Annotated in this window: 15 protein-coding genes; 12 read left to right on the forward strand and 3 right to left on the reverse strand. The window is 36.6% G+C overall.

Annotated elements, in window-relative coordinates:
- The first annotated feature begins 58 nt into the window (after nucleotides 1-58).
- The 6 genes from ACIEHO_RS04880 to ACIEHO_RS04905 all read left to right on the forward strand — a co-directional run bounded on the left by ACIEHO_RS04880 (nucleotide 59) and on the right by ACIEHO_RS04905 (nucleotide 6,408).
- Complete coding sequence (locus tag ACIEHO_RS04880) at nucleotides 59-634, forward strand: RNA polymerase sigma factor (protein ID WP_406969236.1); 576 nt, start codon at nucleotides 59-61, stop codon at nucleotides 632-634.
- Nucleotides 634-804 carry a hypothetical protein gene (locus tag ACIEHO_RS04885; RefSeq protein ID WP_406969238.1) on the forward strand — a complete coding sequence of 57 codons (171 nt, stop codon included), beginning with the start codon at nucleotides 634-636 and terminating at the stop codon, nucleotides 802-804. The genes ACIEHO_RS04880 and ACIEHO_RS04885 overlap by 1 nt, the downstream gene beginning before the upstream one ends.
- 23 nt (nucleotides 805-827) lie before the next feature.
- A complete protein-coding gene (locus ACIEHO_RS04890) occupies nucleotides 828-1,655 on the forward strand; it encodes a mechanosensitive ion channel family protein (protein WP_406969240.1) in 828 nt (275 codons plus the stop codon).
- A gap of 173 nt (nucleotides 1,656-1,828) precedes the next feature.
- Nucleotides 1,829-3,118 carry a serine hydrolase domain-containing protein gene (locus ACIEHO_RS04895; protein ID WP_406969242.1) on the forward strand — a complete coding sequence of 430 codons (1,290 nt, stop codon included), beginning with the start codon at nucleotides 1,829-1,831 and terminating at the stop codon, nucleotides 3,116-3,118.
- Between the two features lie 308 nt (nucleotides 3,119-3,426).
- Complete coding sequence (locus ACIEHO_RS04900) at nucleotides 3,427-6,048, forward strand: MGH1-like glycoside hydrolase domain-containing protein (RefSeq protein WP_406969244.1); 2,622 nt, start codon at nucleotides 3,427-3,429, stop codon at nucleotides 6,046-6,048.
- Between the two features lie 48 nt (nucleotides 6,049-6,096).
- Nucleotides 6,097-6,408 (forward strand): GIY-YIG nuclease family protein, encoded by a 312-nt coding sequence (locus ACIEHO_RS04905; RefSeq protein ID WP_406969246.1) that lies wholly within the window; start codon nucleotides 6,097-6,099, stop codon nucleotides 6,406-6,408.
- 222 nt (nucleotides 6,409-6,630) lie between these two features.
- Here ACIEHO_RS04905 and ACIEHO_RS04910 read toward each other — a convergent pair whose 3' ends face one another.
- Both ACIEHO_RS04910 and ACIEHO_RS04915 read right to left on the reverse strand, forming a co-directional pair.
- Nucleotides 6,631-7,983, reverse strand: a complete 1,353-nt coding sequence (locus ACIEHO_RS04910; RefSeq protein WP_406969248.1) for a DEAD/DEAH box helicase — start codon at nucleotides 7,981-7,983, stop codon at nucleotides 6,631-6,633.
- A gap of 43 nt (nucleotides 7,984-8,026) precedes the next feature.
- Entirely contained in the window at nucleotides 8,027-8,917 is an 891-nt protein-coding gene (locus ACIEHO_RS04915; RefSeq protein WP_406969250.1) for an aldose 1-epimerase family protein, read from the reverse strand.
- 80 nt (nucleotides 8,918-8,997) lie between these two features.
- Here ACIEHO_RS04915 and ACIEHO_RS04920 point away from each other — a divergent pair, with 80 nt between their 5' ends.
- A complete protein-coding gene (locus ACIEHO_RS04920) occupies nucleotides 8,998-10,287 on the forward strand; it encodes an anthranilate synthase component I family protein (protein WP_406969252.1) in 1,290 nt (429 codons plus the stop codon).
- Nucleotides 10,288-10,327: 40 nt separating this feature from the next.
- Here ACIEHO_RS04920 and ACIEHO_RS04925 read toward each other — a convergent pair whose 3' ends face one another.
- On the reverse strand, nucleotides 10,328-11,020 hold the full coding sequence (locus ACIEHO_RS04925) for a hypothetical protein (RefSeq protein ID WP_406969254.1): 693 nt from the start codon (nucleotides 11,018-11,020) through the stop codon (nucleotides 10,328-10,330).
- Nucleotides 11,021-11,143: 123 nt separating this feature from the next.
- On the opposite strand from ACIEHO_RS04925, the gene tilS reads away from it, so the two are divergent.
- The 5 genes from tilS (at nucleotide 11,144) to ACIEHO_RS04950 (ending at nucleotide 17,857) form a co-directional block, all read left to right on the forward strand.
- Complete coding sequence (tilS, locus tag ACIEHO_RS04930) at nucleotides 11,144-12,457, forward strand: tRNA lysidine(34) synthetase TilS (protein WP_406969256.1); 1,314 nt, start codon at nucleotides 11,144-11,146, stop codon at nucleotides 12,455-12,457.
- Between the two features lie 47 nt (nucleotides 12,458-12,504).
- The gene (gene ade / locus ACIEHO_RS04935) at nucleotides 12,505-14,127 is read left to right on the forward strand and encodes an adenine deaminase (RefSeq protein ID WP_406969258.1); all 1,623 of its coding nucleotides are present in this window, start codon (nucleotides 12,505-12,507) and stop codon (nucleotides 14,125-14,127) included.
- Between the two features lie 2 nt (nucleotides 14,128-14,129).
- Entirely contained in the window at nucleotides 14,130-15,086 is a 957-nt protein-coding gene (locus tag ACIEHO_RS04940; RefSeq protein ID WP_406969260.1) for a YheT family hydrolase, read from the forward strand.
- A gap of 107 nt (nucleotides 15,087-15,193) precedes the next feature.
- Nucleotides 15,194-15,649 (forward strand): (2Fe-2S)-binding protein, encoded by a 456-nt coding sequence (locus ACIEHO_RS04945; protein WP_406969262.1) that lies wholly within the window; start codon nucleotides 15,194-15,196, stop codon nucleotides 15,647-15,649.
- Nucleotides 15,650-15,661: 12 nt separating this feature from the next.
- The gene (locus ACIEHO_RS04950) at nucleotides 15,662-17,857 is read left to right on the forward strand and encodes a molybdopterin cofactor-binding domain-containing protein (RefSeq protein ID WP_406969264.1); all 2,196 of its coding nucleotides are present in this window, start codon (nucleotides 15,662-15,664) and stop codon (nucleotides 17,855-17,857) included.
- The last annotated feature ends 9 nt before the right edge of the window (nucleotides 17,858-17,866 follow it).

Raw genomic sequence — 17,866 nt, forward strand, 5'->3', positions numbered from 1 at the left:
CCCATTAAAAAATATGTGTCTTAATATCTAATAGCAACTAAATAGCAATTAGCTAAACTTGAATACCCTAAGCAACATTAATGATTTATCAGACGAAGAATTGGTAGAAGCAATTGTTAAAACCAATAACACATTGCTATTCGAAATTTTGTATGATAGATACGCCAATTTGGTGTATAATAAATGTTATGGTTTTGCAAAAGATGCAGATGAAGCTAAAGATTTAACACAAGATGTATTTTTAAAACTCTTTGTTAAATTGGCTAGTTTTAAGGGTAAATCAAAGTTTTCAACTTGGTTGTATGCTTTTACATATAACCATTGCGTAAATTACGTAACTAGAAATACGGCTAAAAGATTTGAAAAACAATCGGTCGATTATAAAGATATCGAGAACCTATCGGAAGACGACGACAATGACGAAGAGTTTTTAGATATGAGAGTAGATAGGCTAAAAGAGGCATTGGAGCTAATTTCTCCTGAGGAGAAAATGATACTATTGCTAAAATATCAAGATTTTCTTACCATAAAGGAAATTGAAAGTGTTTTAGATATTGGAGAAAGCGCCGTTAAAATGAGAATAAAGCGCGCTAAAGATAAGTTGGTAAATGTATATAACGAGAAGTTTAACTAATGGAAAATCCGTTTAAACAAATAAATCAGCCCCTGAAGGAGGTTCCAGAAGAACTGAAATCAAAGGTTATGAGCGATATTGCTACGGCAAAATTGCTTATGGATTTGACTAAACTATTCTCTGTTGACCCTGCGAAAATCGTTGAGCAAACTATTAAGAAAAGAAAATAATAACCCTAACAAAATAATCTATTATGGATAAAATATCTGATTGGAATGAAGGCATTATGGCTTCGTTGTCAGCTATGACCGAAGAAGTCGCCAAAGTAATTCCAAATTTATTGGGAGCCCTAGCTGTTGTAGTCATAGGTTGGTTAATTACCAAGCTAATTGTGGGTATTGTTAGAAAAGCTTTAAAATTTGCAAAAGCCGATAAACTAGATGATAAGATAAACGAAATTGAAATTCTTGATGGTAAAAAACTTAATTTCGATATCATAAAAATTATAACCACGTTTGTTAAGTGGGTTATGTATATCCTCATACTTGTTATGGTTACAGATATTTTGCACCTAACTATGGTTTCAGAAGAAATCAAAAACTTCCTTGGCTATTTACCTAAATTGTTTTCGGCACTTATCGTTTTTACCATTGGTTTATTATTGGCTAATTTCATCAAAAAAGCAATTAAGTCGTTTTTTGAATCGATGGATTTGTCAGGTTCAAAACTAATAAGTCAAATAGTTTTCTTTTTATTATTGCTTTTTATTTCTATAACCGCGTTAAACCAGGCTGGAGTCGATACTGCAATAATTACCAGTAATATTACGTTGGTTTTAGGATCTCTTTTGTTGGCCTTTGCGTTGGCGTTTGGTTTAGGTGCCCAAAAAGTAGTGACCGATTTGCTTAAAACATTTTACGCGAGGAAAACCTACGAGATAGGGCAAAAAATCGAGTTTGGTGGCATAAAAGGAGAGGTTAGTTCTATTAACCATGTCTCTGTAACTTTAAAAACAAAACAAGGAAAATTAATAGTTCCAATAAAAGATATTGTAGAGAGTCAAGTAAGCTTGCAGGATTAACTTTAAGTTAGGGTTAAAATTTGGTTGGTTATTTTTCTGTATGCCGAACAACGCTCTCTACATGTTATCACCCCTTTCCATTCATTTGGAAAGGGTTTTTTTTAACTACAGATCTTAATTGAGGTTAAAAACTTAAATTAGCAAGAATTTAATTCACCAAACCAGCTAAACCCATGAAAAAACTTCTTTTTATTGTTCTAATTTCTTTTACCATAACGTCTTGCTTAAAACATACCACGACAATTCAAACCGGAATATTAGCTGAAGTATCTCCAGGCAGTGTGGGCATGTCTTCAGAACGTCTGACTCTTTTAGATTCAATGTTGTCACAGTCCATCAAGGCCAATAAAATCCCAGGTGCTTTGGCATTAATATCTAGACATGGAAAAATAGTGTACCATAAAGCTTTTGGTATGGCCGATAATGCCTCGGAAAAGGCCTTGGAAGAAGGTGCCATTTTCCGTATCGCCTCCCAAACCAAGGCCATTACATCTACAGCCGTTATGATGCTATGGGAAGAAGGTAAATTTGATTTGGACGACCCTATTTCAAAATACATTCCAGATTTTAAAAATCCCCAAGTTTTAGAATCATTTAACGAAGGAGACTCGTCGTTTACAGCAAAACCAGCTAATAAACCAATTACCATTAGAAATCTACTTACGCATACTTCAGGTTTAGGTTACGGGCAAATAGATAGCGATTCACGGTTCATAAAAATATATGCAAAAGCAGGTGTAACTGATTTATTCACAACAAAAGATATTACGATTGAAGAAAGCGTTAAGATTTTAGCAAAATTACCACTCCATCATAACCCGGGAGAAGGATTTACCTATAGTGAGAGTATTGATGTTTTGGGCTATTTTGTTGAAATTATCTCAGGAATGACTTTGGATGAATTCTTTAAAACTAGAATATTTGAACCTTTGGGAATGAAAGATACACAGTTTTATTTACCAGAATCTAAATATAATAGATTGGTAACTGTCCAAACCTTAGAAAATGGTCAATGGGTAAAGTTTCCAGTAACCTTTTATGATACCGATTATCCAAAAAAAGGAGCAAAGCGATTCTTTTCAGGTGGTGCTGGTCTAACAAGCACGGCTGCCGATTATGCCAAATTTTTAAATATGTATTTAAACAAAGGAGAATTCAATGGAACCAGGCTTTTAAGCAGAATAACCGTTGAAACTATTTTGACTAATCAAATTCCGTATATTTCAGAAAAAATTGAAGCAGTTCACGGGTTGGCTTTTGGTTTGGTGGACAAAAAAAGACATGATTTAGGGGGTAGCGGGAGCAAAGGTACTTTTGAATGGGGAGGCTATTTTAATACACAATATTTTGCAGACCCTAAGGAAAATTTAGTAGGTATTTTAATGAAACAAACCCAAAGAACTCGATCAGATGATACCGCTGGAAAGTTTAGGGTTTTGGTGAACCAGGCTATTGCGGATTAAATTGCGCAAGTATATTTAATTCTAAGGAATTCTGCGAAAAGAGTATTTGTAATCAATATTGTTCATAATGGTTATTCAAGTATCACATCCTCATTTTTATTATACTTTTGTTGTGAAATTTTAAAATAACATTTATTATAGCCACAATTGTATAATACTTTTTTCGCGATTATATAGGTGTAAAAAAAAGTATTATTTTTATTCAGAACAGCAAATCAAATCGGCCAATTAGTTTGGAACTATTAACAATTTTGTTTTGATGGATTAGCTTTCCAAGACTTAATTTAAAAACATTTAATTGATATAGAATGATTCAAAAGGGACCTGAAGTTGAACGCTTAGCAATATCTGACGCATACAAACATTGGAAAAAGTGGGGGCCCTATTTGGCAGACAGACAATGGGGAACTGTGCGTGAAGATTATAGTGAACATGGCGAATCATGGGAGTTTATAGATCATGAAAAAGCTAGAAGTAATGCCTATCGATGGGGAGAAGAAGGTATTGCGGGGTTTTGTGATACGCGCGAAATTTTGTGTTTGGCTCCAGCATTTTGGAATGGTAAGGATGCTATTTTAAAAGAAAGGCTCTTTGGTTTGACCAATAACCAAGGGAATCATGGCGAAGATGTGAAAGAGTTGTATTTTCATCAAGTATCTTCACCAACCCACTCCTATTGTAAATTTCTATATAAATATCCACAAAGTGAATTCCCTTATGGGGATTTAGTTGGGGGCAATCAACGAAGCAGATTAGAACCAGAATACGAACTTTTAGATACCGGATGTTTTAAAAACAATGCCTATTTTGATTGTTTTATAGAATATGCCAAGGCTGGTGTTGATGATATTTTAATGAAAGTAACGGTTGTGAACAGGGGCTCAAAAGCGGCCGATATTCATGTGCTTCCCCATCTTTGGTTTCGTAATTTCTGGAAACACAATAAACGCCATACACGTCCTAGAATAAAATCGTTGTCTGATTCTACGGTATTTTCAAGAAGCACGAGAAACGGTAGGTACTATTTTTATCATGACGGCGGGAAACAGTTGTTCTGTGAGAACGAAACCAATAATAAGCGAATTTATAATATACCAAATGATGTTCCTTATGTAAAGGATGGCATTAATGAGCACGTAGTTAATGGTAAGCCTACCGTAAACCCAGAAAAGAATGGTTCGAAAGTGGCAATTTGGCATAAATTAAGCTTAGCAGCTGGCGAAGAAAAAAGTATAAGAGTAAGGCTAAGTAAAAGTAAACAGAAAGACCCTTGGGGCCAGTTTGAGGCTGTATTCAATCAAAGAATACAGGAATGTAACGAGTTTTACAATGAAACCTTAAAACATGATTTGCCAGCTAACCACCGTGCAATAGCAAAAAGCGCATTTGCTGGTTTGTTGTGGACCAAACAGTTTTATTATAACGATATATTTAAATGGCTGTTTGGAGGTCCAGGAGAGGCGAAACCAAATCGCTCTAATATGCGGAATTACAATTGGCAGCACCTTACAAATAGACATATCATATCTATGCCCGACAAATGGGAGTATCCTTGGTATGCGGCTTGGGATTTAGCTTTCCATATGGCTTCGTTTGTAGAGGTAGATCCCTATTTTGCCAAAGAACAATTGTTGCTCGTGCTTAAGGAAAATTATATGCATCCTAATGGGCAAATTCCGGCATACGAATGGAATTTTAGCGATGTAAACCCGCCCGTGCATTCGTGGGCGGTATGGCATGTTTACGATAAGGATAAAGCGTACAGAGGAAAAGGCGATATCAAATTTTTAGAAACGGCCTTTCAGAAATTGTTGCTAAATTTCACATGGTGGGTCAATCAAAAAGATAAAAGTGGCACCGACCTTTTCGAAGGAGGCTTTTTAGGCTTGGATAATATTGGTGTTTTCGACCGTAACCACATGCCACCAGGTATAACTAGGATGCAACAGTCTGACGCTACAAGTTGGATGGCCATGTTTACATTGAATATGTTACGTATGTCCTTAGAGCTCTCAAAAACCAATAAAATTTATGAAGAGGCGGCAGCTAAGTTCTTTAGGCACTTTTTAAATATTGCATGGGCCATGCACCATATTGGTAAAAAAGACCTTTCGCTTTGGGATGATGAAGATAACTTTTATTATGATGTGGTTGAAATGGCAACTGGCGCAACCGACCGTTTAAAAGTACGTTCCTTGGTTGGTGTTATTCCCATGTTTGCTGTGGAAATTATGCATAAAGATCTTTTTGAGGAACTCAAAGAATTTAGAATTAGAGCCAACGAAATCATAAGAACCCGCCCCGATTTAGCGTCTTTGATTTCAAATTTGGATGATACCAACGAAGAAGGAAATTACCTTTTTTCAATTATGCGCGGGTTTAGGTTGGAGCACTTGTTGAAACGTTTGTTAGATGAGGATGAGTTTCTTTCTGATTATGGTATTAGGTCACTTTCAAAATACCACGAAAAGCACCCGTTTGTATTTCAGCACCACGGGCATCATCAAATTCAATATGAAGCAGGTGAAAGCCGCTCCAATATGTTTGGTGGGAATTCCAATTGGCGAGGTCCTATTTGGATGCCTTTGAATTACATGATTATTCAATCCTTGAGAAAGTACTATAAATTTTATGGACCAACGTATCAATACGAATTTCCAACAGGGTCTGGCAATAAACTGAACCTTAATCAAATTGCAAACGAGTTGACCAAAAGATTAATAAAGCTTTTTGAAGCAAATTCCGATGGAAAATTTCAGTATCATTCTGATGACCCAGATTATAAATTTACGAAAGATGAAAATTTTAAAGATTTACATCTTTTCTACGAATTTTTTGATGGCGATAATGGAAAAGGGTTAGGAGCCTCACATCAAACGGGGTGGACAGCCTTAATTGCCAATTTGATAATGGAAATGGATGAGGAGTAGCCTGTCATCTCTGCGCATGCAGAAATCCACAAATTCTGCAAAAAGTGCATGTACAAAACCATCCATCAATATTATCTCTACATAATAACCAACATAAGAAACTGTACATTATACATTTGTGTTACAAATGATTTAGAGCGCAGAGTGTTCGAGCATAAGAATAAGCTTGTTGATGGATTTACAAAACCGTATGGTTTAAACAGGTTGGTTTATTTTGAAACTTTCCAATATGTTAATGATGCCATTAAACGGGAGAAGAATATGAAGAAATGGAAGCGGCAATGGAAAATAAATTTAATAGAAAAAGAAAATAGTAATTGGGAAGACTTATCTTCAGATTGGAGGTATTTAGATAGTTGAGTATTGGATTCCTGCCTGCGCAGGAATGACAAACCCCCTGAAAATAATATTAACTAAATTCGCTTTTCGATTGTAAATAGCTCTTTATTTATACCTTTTTTACGAACCTTTTTTGAGAAATGCTGTCATTCCTGCGCAGGTAGGAATCCACCTTAAAATTTAATGAGATGGGAAACGAAATAGTAAAAAGAACAACTCAAAACTTTAAATGAAAATTATTAACTATTTCTTCTTATTCCGCTTATTATAATTTTTATCACCGCGAGTTTTAGGCTTTTTGTACTTTTTCGCTATTTCCCTTCGGTAAGAACCGCCCAAATTTTCCTTTTGGTTTTTGACTTTCTTTTCGTGAAATGCTGGTCCAGGGACATCTTCGTCTCGTTGTTTGGTGGGGTTGTTGCGTTCTCTTATTTGTGGGCGTTCCTCGGGGATAAGTTCTGTTGATACTTCGACACTTTCACGCATATCCAAAACAGGAATCTTCATATTCATCAAAGCTTCAATATTTTCGAGGTGCTCCTGTTCTTTCTCGGTTGAAAACGTTATGGCAATTCCTTTTCGCTCAGCACGCCCTGTTCTTCCTATTCGATGCATGTAGTTTTCAGGGTATTCGGGGGTGTCAAAATTTATAACATGTGAAACATTATCAATGTCTAAACCACGAGCCATGACATCAGTGGCGACCAAAATGCGATTTTCACCATTTCTAAATTGCTCGATGCTTCGTAAACGATAGTTTTGTGTTTTATTGGAGTGGATAACGCAGAGTTCTTCTTTAAAATGTTCATCCAACTTTTCGAATAGGCGATCGGCCATACGCTTATAAGCCACAAAAATCAATACTTTATTAAAGCTTTCGGTATCGTTGAGCAAATCAACCAGTAAATTTACTTTAGTATAAAAATTAGGAACATTATAGCGTGATTGTTCTATGTTTTCCAAGGGCGTCCCTGAAACGGCTATAGACACGCGTTCTGGGTTTCTAAAAAAATCATTGATCAGTAAATCCACATCTTGGGTCATGGTTGCCGAAAACATTATGTTTTGACGCCTAGGCGGAAGAATATCAAAAATATTGATAAGCTGGTGTCGAAAACCCAAATCGAGCATCACATCTACTTCATCAATCACTAATTTTTGAATGGATTTTAACAGCAAGGCACGGCTAACGGCCAAATCGTACAATCGGCCCGGTGTTGCTACAATAATGTCCAAACCTTGCGCAACTGCTTGTTTTTGTGTATTGATGTTGGTACCGCCATAAACCCCTAAAACCCGATTGTTTATGTATTTTGAGAGTTTTTCAATTTCCTCGACCACTTGAACGACTAATTCGCGCGTTGGTACCAAAACCAAAATACGCGGGTTGTCTTGTTTAGAAAATTTTAAATTCCTCAGAATGGGGAGCATATAGGCATAGGTTTTCCCCGTACCTGTTTGCGCAATACCCACAACATCCCTTCCAGAGGCGACAACATTAAAAGCCTCGGCTTGCACCGGGGTTGGCGTTGTAAAGCCTAAATCGTCTAAGGCGTTGTATAAAGGTGTGTTTAAGTTGAGGTCGTTAAAAGTCACGGCAGTACTATTTTAGCTGGCAAAGTTACACTTAAAAATGGGCTTATACTAAATGGCTGTTATGTATTTCAATAGTGTAGCTCACCGTAAAGTATTTTTTCGAATTAATATGGAGGATACCTTCCTTGTTTTTAAAGTCTTGGTTGGTATCTTCGCTATCAGCAATGCCCAGCCAAGGTTCTATACAAACATAATCGCCATTTGGTTTGGCCCAAATACCCAAATAAGGGAAGTCGCTATACAAAACCGATAAAATTTCACCATGGTTTTTACTTTTTAATGTTGTTTTTTCCGATTTTAAATCTTTGAAAATAAGGGCGTCTTCGTTAAATAAATCGTGTGTTAAAGGTAAAATACTCCTGTTATTGAAAATAGGCTTTGTTTTTGAAGAAATTAGCCCGTTTTTCATATTGATACAATGCGTTTTTGAATTTTCCGTCTGCTCGAATTCCAGCCAATAATCGTTGTATTCTTCATTTTCATAAACGGGGCATTTAAAGGCAGGGTGGCCACCAACTGAAAAATATAGGTCTTTTGAATCTTTATTTTTTACCGTAAGACTTACTTCAATAGAGTTACCCTTTAGCGTGTACGAAATGTAAAAAGTAAATTTAAACGGATAAATTTTAAGTGATTTTTCGTTGTAATTCAACTTAAACGTCAAATTATTGTCAGTTAGTTTATGTATAACAATATCCGTGTTGTTTCTAATCAAACCATGCTTAGGTAAGCTGTATTCCTCACCTTCAAAAATATAGGTATTGTCCTTTAGGGCTCCAATAATAGGAAAAAGGTTGGGTGCATAACTGCCCCATACGTCTGGGTTGGCATCCCACATAAACTCGGTGCCATGTTTTATAGAAGTGATTTGGCATAATTCGGCTCCCGTTTTTTTAACGCCAATTTTCAGTAAGTCGTTTTTTAAAATGAACATACGTGCTTTATTTAATCTAAAGATACAAAACTTGCAATTTTTAGGGTATTCTTTCTAACTTTACGCCATAAATTTGGCTATTGAGACAAAAACACACCCATAAACCGAAAAACACGGAACTTTTTAAGAAAAAAGCATTGATTTGGAGTCAGCAGTTTGATGACGTGGTTTGGCTGGATTCAAATAATTATAAGCACGATCACTCCAGTTACGATGCTATTTTAGCAGTTGATGCATTTACAAGTATTCAGACCGATTACCACAGTGCTTTCGAAAAGTTAAAAGAGTTTCAAGGCTATGTTAACGATTGGGTTTTTGGTTACCTCACCTACGATTTAAAAAATGATATTGAAGATTTAAAATCTGATAACTTTGATGGACTAAAGTTTCCTGATTTGTTTTTCTTTCAGCCCAAAAAACTTTTTTTGTTTAAAGGAGATACTGTTGAAATTCAATATTTAAGTTTTGTAGATGATGAATTGCAGGAAGATTTAATAGCTATAGGTCATAGTGGACGAGTTCGCGGTAAAGTGGGCAACCCAATTAAAATTAAATTACGAATCCACAAAGATGATTATTTTGATAAAGTCAATACCATATTAGGTCATATTCAACGCGGCGATATTTATGAAACTAATTTTTGCCAAGAGTTTTATGCAGAAAACACTCAGATAAATCCTTTTGAAACCTATCAAAAACTAAATGATATTTCAAAGCCGCCTTTTGCGGCATTTTTAAAGCTTAAAGATAAATATGTCCTGTGTGCTTCACCCGAGCGATATTTAAAAAAAGAAGGTAGTACGGTTATTTCGCAACCCATAAAAGGTACCGCAAAACGATCTGATAATGACGCGGAAGACCAAAAATTAAAGCTAGACCTTTCAAAAGATGAAAAAGAGCGTAGCGAAAATATTATGATTGTCGATTTGGTTCGGAATGATTTATCAAAAACGGCTGTTAAGGGTAGTGTTGAGGTTGAAGAATTATGTGCAATTTACACCTTTGAGCAGGTGCATCAAATGATATCAACCGTGGTTTCACAAGTTGAAAGCAGTACAAACCCAGTTGATATTATAAAAAATACGTTTCCAATGGGAAGTATGACGGGAGCTCCCAAAATTTCGGCCATGAACATAGCGGAAAGTCTTGAGGAATCTAAACGCGGACTGTATTCAGGAGCTATTGGCTATTTTTCTCCCAAAGGTGATTTTGATTTTAATGTTGTTATTCGCTCTATTCTTTACAATCAAACCAAAAAATATGTCTCGTACTCCGTTGGCGGTGCTATAACCTCTAAGAGCAATCCGCTAAAAGAATATGAAGAATGTTTAGTAAAGGCTAAAGCCATGCGTACCGTTTTGGAGAACTGAAAGCTAGTATCAGGTCAAGTCAGTCAAGAGTCTTGTTAAATTAGGTTAGATAATTCTTAAAAGATTTTACAGCAATACTCAAAACACGTTCAACACGTTTGGCTTCAATGTTTTTAATTTTAGCAATCTCGTCATGAGTTAATCGGCCAAAAACCGATAAATCGACAATGTCAGAAACGCCCAGTGGCAGCCATGTGTAAAACTTTCCTAAAAGTTTTTTGTTGTGCGTTGAAGCCAGGTTTTTTATTTCAAAGGCATCAACAACCGAGGCGTTATCGTCATCGTATAAGAACAAATGTTTTTGCTTGCTTTCTTGTTTATATGAAATATCGTTGAGTTCATCGTTCATTATAAAATCAAAATCCTCATCAACCGTATATTTTTCTTCTAATGCATTTAATTCGTCAGTTAAAATAGCATGGGTGCTCATGGTGTTTTTGTGGAAAGCTTCTTTTTTAAACAACTCATCCAAATCGGTGTCAACCAGCTTAAAAAGTTTCAATTTTATTTCGGCTGTATCGGCTTCAATATTGTATCCGCTTTCATAATATTTGGCAATAGCTTCGTCAATGAAGTCGTTTGAGGAATACATGTTTTTTGGAATAATGCCAGTGGATTGCGCAATATAAAGCCTATGTTTTACATAAGCCTGCAAATGTTGGGTGATAGACACTACTTTATTGTTGAAGGCTTCTTGGGTTGCCTTATTGTTTAATTCTTTCATTGAGCTCATAACCACATGTATTAAAGTTAATATCCTAAAGTTACAAAATTTAATAATGCATAAATTGACTTTTGTCAATCGAAATGTTAAGTATCGGTACTTTTAAATGTCCAAAGTTGTATCTTTGAAATCATGTTAAATCAACTTCAATCGCATATTAATAACCGTATGCCTTTTTTAAAAGAATCGCGGTTGCTTATTGCTGTTTCCGGCGGAATAGACAGCGTTGTTTTAACCCATTTATGCTATAAATTGAATTTAAATATAGCAGTGGCACATTGCAATTTTAGCTTGCGTGGAAAGGAAAGTGATACCGATGAAAATTTTGTTGAAGAACTGGCCGAAGATTTAAACTTGGAAGTTTTTGTGCAGCGTTTTGATACGAAAGCTTATGCCCAAACCCATAAACGTTCCATACAAATGGCGGCTCGCGACTTGCGTTACGATTGGTTTGAAGAATTGGCCCAACAGTTGAAATTCAATTATATTTTAACGGCCCATCACGCTGATGATAATTTGGAAACTTTTTTAATCAATTTTACACGAGGTACTGGGCTTGAAGGTTTAACAGGGATTCCAGAAGTGAATGGGAAATTTGCGCGTCCGTTGTTACCGTTTTCTAGTGATGACATTGAAAACTATGCTAAAACACATAAGATTACATGGCGAGATGATAGCAGTAACAAATCAGTTAAGTATTTGCGGAATAAATTGCGGCATGAAGTAGTACCTGTTTTAAAAGAAATTAATCCGAGTTTGTTGCAAAGTTTTCAAACCACTTTAAATAACCTAAAGGATTCTTCGGTTATTATTAATGAGAGTATTGAGGCGTTTCTATGTAAATCTGCTGAAAAGATTAATGAAAATGAAACACGTTTTAAAATTTCAGAATTTAAGAAGCTCGAACACCCGAAAGCCTATCTTTTCGAGATTTTCAAAAATTACGGTTTTACCGAGTGGGATGACGTTGCGAACCTTTTAAATGCGCAACCTGGTAAGCAATTATTGTCAAGCAATTATAGGTTAATCAAAGACCGTGAATACTTGTTGTTGAGCAGGAACCAAAAGATAATTGAAAATGATATTTTAATTTCCGAAGGAGATGAACAAGTTTCAACTCCAATGGGGAAATTGTTTTTTAAGGAAGCCGATGCCATTTACAATAAAGAAACTCATGTTGTTTTTGTAGATAGAGACAAGCTTAAGTTTCCTTTAATAATGCGGAAAAGACAAGATGGCGATGTGTTTTATCCAATAGGTATGAACGGTAAAAAGAAAAAACTCAGTAAATATTTTAAGGATGAGAAATTTTCACTGCTCGATAAGGAAAATGCTTGGCTCCTTTGTTCTGAAGATGATATTGTTTGGGTGGTAAGCCACAGGGTAGACGACCGATTTAAAGTCTCAAAAAACACAAAAAGCATTCTGAAAATTGAATTGAAATAATTGATTATTACTGCTTAGGCAGGAATCCACTTTTAATCCATTTAAATTTGAAACTAAAAGGCAACATAGTCGATATACATAACCAAAGAATTTTTAAAGGCGAAGTAACCTTTAAAGAAGGAAAAATAAGCTCGATAATTGAGAAAGAACACGACTTCGCGCACTATATTTTACCTGGTTTTGTTGATGCCCACATCCATATAGAAAGTTCGATGTTGGTACCAAGCGAATTTGCCCGAGAAGCGGTAAAACATGGTACAGTGGCAACCGTTTCTGATCCACATGAAATAGCCAATGTTTTGGGAGTTGAGGGTGTTAAGTTTATGATTGAAAACGGTAAACAAGTACCTTTTAAGTTTAATTTTGGTGCGCCTTCGTGTGTTCCTGCGACCACTTTTGAGTCGGCTGGAGCTAACATAAATTCAGATGACATAAAGGCATTGTTGCAAAACCCCGATATTAAATATTTGGCGGAAATGATGAATTATCCGGGCGTTCTGTTCGATGATAACGAAGTGGTGCAAAAGATAACTTGGGCCAAGAATTTCAATAAACCTATTGATGGCCATGTGCCAGGAATTACCGGTGATGATATTACCAAATACATTGCAGCAGGAATTTCAACCGATCATGAGTGTTTTACAGAAGCAGAAGCTTTAGAGAAACTTCAGAAAGGCATGAAAATTCTAATTCGCGAAGGAAGTGCTGCTAAAAACTTTGAGGCACTGATTGGTTTAGCGTCCAAGCATTTTGAAAATATGATGTTCTGTAGTGATGACAAACACCCCGATGATTTGATGATTGGTCATATCAACCAACTTTGTTTTCGAGCTGTGGCAAAAGGTCTTGATGTTTTTAAGGCGCTTCAAATGGCATGCATAAATCCTGTAAAACATTATGGTTTAGATGTCGGTTTGTTGCGGGTTGGTGATTCTGCTGATTGTATTGTTGTTGAAGATTTAACGCAATTTAAAACGCTTCAAACTTTTATTAATGGTGAATTGATTTTTGATAATGGTAAAGTTTTGATTGATTCTGTAGGCATAAAAACGCCCAACCAATTCAACTGTAAAAAGAAAGAGGCTTCAGATTTTATAGTGGAAGCTTCAAACGAAAATATACGTGTCATTGAAGCTTTGGAAGGGCAATTAGTTACCAATGAAATTATGGCTAAGCCCAAGAAGGAAAATGGTAATTGGGTATCGAATACCGATACCGATATTTTGAAAATGACCGTGGTAAACCGGTATCAAGAAAAAAATCCCGCTTTGGCGTTTATTAAGAATTTCGGATTAAAAGAAGGCGCAATCGCCTCATCGGTGGCTCACGATTCACATAATATTATTGCTGTTGGCGTTTCTGATGAAGCCATATGCAAAGCGGTCAATTTAATCATTAAAAATAAAGGCGGTATTTGTGCCGTGTCCAGTTCAGAAGAAAAGATTCTTGCGCTTCCCGTTGCTGGAATTATGAGTGATAAAGATGGAAAAACAGTAGCAAAAGCCTATGCTGAATTGGATAAAATGGCCAAGCAGTTGGGCAGTACTTTGAACGCGCCATACATGACTTTGTCGTTTATGGCATTGCTGGTTATTCCTTCGTTGAAATTGAGTGATAAAGGATTGTTCTGCGGAAAAACGTTTCAATTCACCTCCTTAAAAGTTGATTGATTATGCCTGTAATTGAAAGTGCCTATAAACCACTCTTCTTATTTAAAAATGGATTTATTTCAACGGTGTATTCCGGATTGGTTAGACGTATTTCTATTGAACAACAGCGTGAGCGTATCACTTTGAAAGATGGCGATTTTCTGGATTTAGACTGGAGTTTTGCAGACCAAAAGACATCAAAACTTATCATTCTTCTTCATGGTTTAGAAGGTAATGGTCAACGCCCTTATATGACCGGGGCGGCAAAACTTTTTAATGAAAATGGCGTGGATGCCGTTTGTGTTAACTTCAGAGGTTGTAGCGGTGAAGATAATCTAAAGTTTAGTAGTTACCATTCGGGTGCCACAGAAGATTTGGATGCCGTTATAAAGCATGCCATAAATACGAAAAACTATTCCGAAATATATTTAAAAGGCATCAGTCTAGGAGCCAATATTATTTTAAAATATTTAGGTGAACGGCAAGATGTGCCCAAGCAAGTTAAAGCTTCTGTTGTCGTATCGGTGCCTTGTTATTTGGCAGGATCGGCCAAAGCACTGCACACTTTTAAAAACAGATTGTATCATGATAGGTTTTTAAAGCATTTGGTTAAAAAACTTAAATTAAAGCAAGAAAAATATTCAGAATTACTATCTGCCAAAGATCTAAAATCCATCAAGACCTTAACGGATTTTGATACAGTTTATACTGCAAAAGCTCATGGTTTTAAAAGTGCTAAGCATTACTATGAAACCTGCAGCAGTTTACAGTTTCTCCCGCACATAAATATCCCTACATTGATCATCAACGCGCTTAACGATTCGTTTCTGTCTCCAGAGTGTTATCCTGTAAAAGAAGCAAAACAAAACAAAAATATTCATTTAGAAATGCCTAAACATGGTGGGCATGCAGGGTTTGTTGATAAAAAGAATGTGTATTATAATGAACGTAAAGCCTTGGATTTCGTGATGAACTATTAAAAATCCGCAAAACCAGAAAGAGGCTATATTTTTTTGTATTTTTAAAACGAAATGTTTTTACGTCAATTTTAGACGTTGTCAATCTCTTATAATAAAAACAAACAGATATGCCATCTTACAATTTAAACATTAACAACAAATCGTATTCAGTAAATGTAGATGATGATACCCCTTTGTTATGGGTTTTACGAGATCATCTAGGTTTATTGGGAACAAAATATGGCTGTGGTATAGGCCAATGTGGGGCCTGTACCATTCATTTCGATGGGGTTGCCGTAAGAAGTTGCCTGTTGAGGGTTTCAGCTGTGGGTGATTCTAAAATTACTACCATAGAAGGGCTTTCAGAAGACGGAGACCATCCGGTGCAACAAGCTTGGTTGGAGCGCGATGTTCCGCAGTGTGGTTATTGTCAAGCGGGACAAATTATGAGCGCTGCTTCGTTGTTAAAGGATAATCCAAACCCGACAGATGATGATATCGATTTGGCTATGAATGGCAATTTATGTAGGTGTGGTACATATATTCGAATTAAGCAGGCGATAAAAACGGCATCTAAACTTTAAATCCTCAGAATCATGACAAAAATAAAAACACAGTACAACCGTCGTTCATTTTTAAAGATTTCTGCAGCAGCTGGAGGAGGCATGCTTATTGGATTTAGTTGGCTAACAGGATGCGTTTCAGATAAAAATTTAAAAGAAGAAATAGCCATTCCAAATGAATGGTTTGAGATAAATGGCTTTATAAAAATTGGAGATACGGGACTAGTAACCATTTATTCTCCAAACCCAGAGATAGGGCAAAACGTGAGAACTTCAATGCCCATGATTGTTGCTGAAGAATTGGATGTAGATTGGAAAAACGTTGTGGTAGAACAGGCTCCCCTGAATACGGCGATTTATCAAAATCAATTTGCAGGAGGTAGCCAGTCCATTCGTCGTGGTTGGAATGCCCTAAGAATGGCCGGAGCCACTGGAAGACGTATGTTGTTAGAAGCGGTCGCTAAAGAATGGCAGTTAACGGTTTCAGATTTATCAGTTTCAAACGGTATTATAAAAGAAGTAAATGGTGATAGAAGCATTGGTTATGGTGAAATCGCGTCAAAAGCTGTTGGAATTAAAGTTCCAGAAGAGGTAGAGCTAAAAGCACCAAAAGATTTTAAGCTCATTTCAACCAGTGTCAAAAATGTGGATGGGCATAAAATAGTAACAGGTGAGCCAATGTATGGTTTAGACTTTAAAAGAGAAGGTATGCAACTGGCCATGATTCAGCATCCGCCTGCATTCGGAATGAGATTGAAAGATTTTAATGAAGAAGAGATTAAAGCAATGCCAGGTGTTATAGATGCGTTTGCAATAGACATTACATCATCTGAGCCGGGGTGGTTTGACGAAAGAGGCTTCGTGAATTTAATTGCTATTGTGGGTAAATCAACATGGCAGTTAATGAAGGCCAAAAAAGCCTTGAAGGCTAATTGGGAGGTTGCTGATACATTGGAGAGTACCGAGAGTCATAACAAACTTTTGGCAAAATCGCTTGATTCGGGAACTATAAAAGAAAGTAGAAAAGATGGGAATCCGGAAGCGGCTTTTAAAAAAGCGGCTAAAGTTATTGAGCGTACTTACAGTTGCCCGTTTATTGCGCACAATACTCTAGAACCCATGAATTTCTTTGCTCATGTTACTACGGATAGCGTCGAATTAGTTGGCCCTACACAAACGCCAGACGCACTTGAAAAGTCGGTTGCAAAACTGCTAGACATGCCTGTTGAAAATATAACTGTAAACATGACCCGAATGGGCGGTGGGTTTGGAAGAAGACTTTACGTGCATTTTGGTGTTGAAGCAGCAGCTATTTCAAAGAAGGCAGGTGCTCCCATAAAGCTTATTTATACTCGGGAAGATGATATGACGCAAGGAACGTATCGACCGGCATACAGTTCAAGGTATAAAGCTGGGTTGGATGAAAATAATAATCTCATAGCATTTTCGGTAAGGGGAACAGGGTTACCTCAAAGCCCGGTCTTTCCAAATCGTTTTCCAGCTGGTGTGGTTGACCATTATTTGGCCGAGGAAATTCAAGAAAAAACAAATATAACTACTGGGGCATGGCGTGCACCAAGATCTAATTTTACTGCGGCTGCAGAGCAAGCTTTTTTAGACGAGGTGGCTGAATTAGCAGAAAAAGACCCCATTGATTTTAGATTGGAATTGTTTGAGCGTGCCATAAAAAATCCTGTAGGTGAAAAGAATGATTATGAGGCTGAACGTTATGCAGGTGTTTTGAAATTAGTTAAAGAAAAATCGAATTGGGGCGAGACACAACCAGGGGTTTATCGAGGTGTGGCAGCTTATTTTTGTCATTCTACTTATGTTGCCGAGGTGTTTGATATAGCTATGGAAAATGGAGACCCAAAAATAAAGAAAGTATGGTGTGCGGTTGACTGTGGCATTGTGATAAACCGTGATGCGGCGAAAAACATGATGCAAGGTGCTGTTATTGATGGCGTAGGACATTCTATGTACAGTCAGCTTACCTTTAATAATGGTGCTCCTTATGAGATGAACTTTGATAGATACCAATTAATTCGTCATGCTCAAGCCCCAGAAGATATTGAGGTGTTTTTTGTTGAAAACGAAATTGCTCCAACAGGATTGGGGGAACCCGGTTTGCCGCCCGCAATAGCAGCGTTGTCTAATGCACTTTATAAGGCCACTGGAAAGCGTTATTACGATCAGCCATTTATGACTTCAAAACCTGTTGTTGGTTAAAATACAGTT

The organism is Flavisericum labens (genome assembly GCF_045446075.1).
GTDB lineage: Bacteria > Bacteroidota > Bacteroidia > Flavobacteriales > Flavobacteriaceae > Flavisericum > Flavisericum labens.

Excerpts from the sequence above, each read along its gene's own strand:
- ACIEHO_RS04885 (WP_406969238.1), top strand. The coding sequence starts at position 634 with ATGGAAAATCCGTTTAAACAAATAAATCAGCCCCTGAAGGAGGTTCCA.
- ACIEHO_RS04890 (WP_406969240.1), top strand. The coding sequence starts at position 828 with ATGGATAAAATATCTGATTGGAATGAAGGCATTATGGCTTCGTTGTCA.
- ACIEHO_RS04895 (WP_406969242.1), top strand. The coding sequence starts at position 1,829 with ATGAAAAAACTTCTTTTTATTGTTCTAATTTCTTTTACCATAACGTCT.
- ACIEHO_RS04900 (WP_406969244.1), top strand. The coding sequence starts at position 3,427 with ATGATTCAAAAGGGACCTGAAGTTGAACGCTTAGCAATATCTGACGCA.
- ACIEHO_RS04905 (WP_406969246.1), top strand. The coding sequence starts at position 6,097 with ATGTACAAAACCATCCATCAATATTATCTCTACATAATAACCAACATA.
- ACIEHO_RS04915 (WP_406969250.1), bottom strand. The coding sequence starts at position 8,917 with ATGTTCATTTTAAAAAACGACTTACTGAAAATTGGCGTTAAAAAAACG.
- ACIEHO_RS04925 (WP_406969254.1), bottom strand. The coding sequence starts at position 11,020 with ATGAGCTCAATGAAAGAATTAAACAATAAGGCAACCCAAGAAGCCTTC.
- tilS (WP_406969256.1), top strand. The coding sequence starts at position 11,144 with ATGTTAAATCAACTTCAATCGCATATTAATAACCGTATGCCTTTTTTA.
- ACIEHO_RS04940 (WP_406969260.1), top strand. The coding sequence starts at position 14,130 with ATGCCTGTAATTGAAAGTGCCTATAAACCACTCTTCTTATTTAAAAAT.
- ACIEHO_RS04945 (WP_406969262.1), top strand. The coding sequence starts at position 15,194 with ATGCCATCTTACAATTTAAACATTAACAACAAATCGTATTCAGTAAAT.
- ACIEHO_RS04950 (WP_406969264.1), top strand. The coding sequence starts at position 15,662 with ATGACAAAAATAAAAACACAGTACAACCGTCGTTCATTTTTAAAGATT.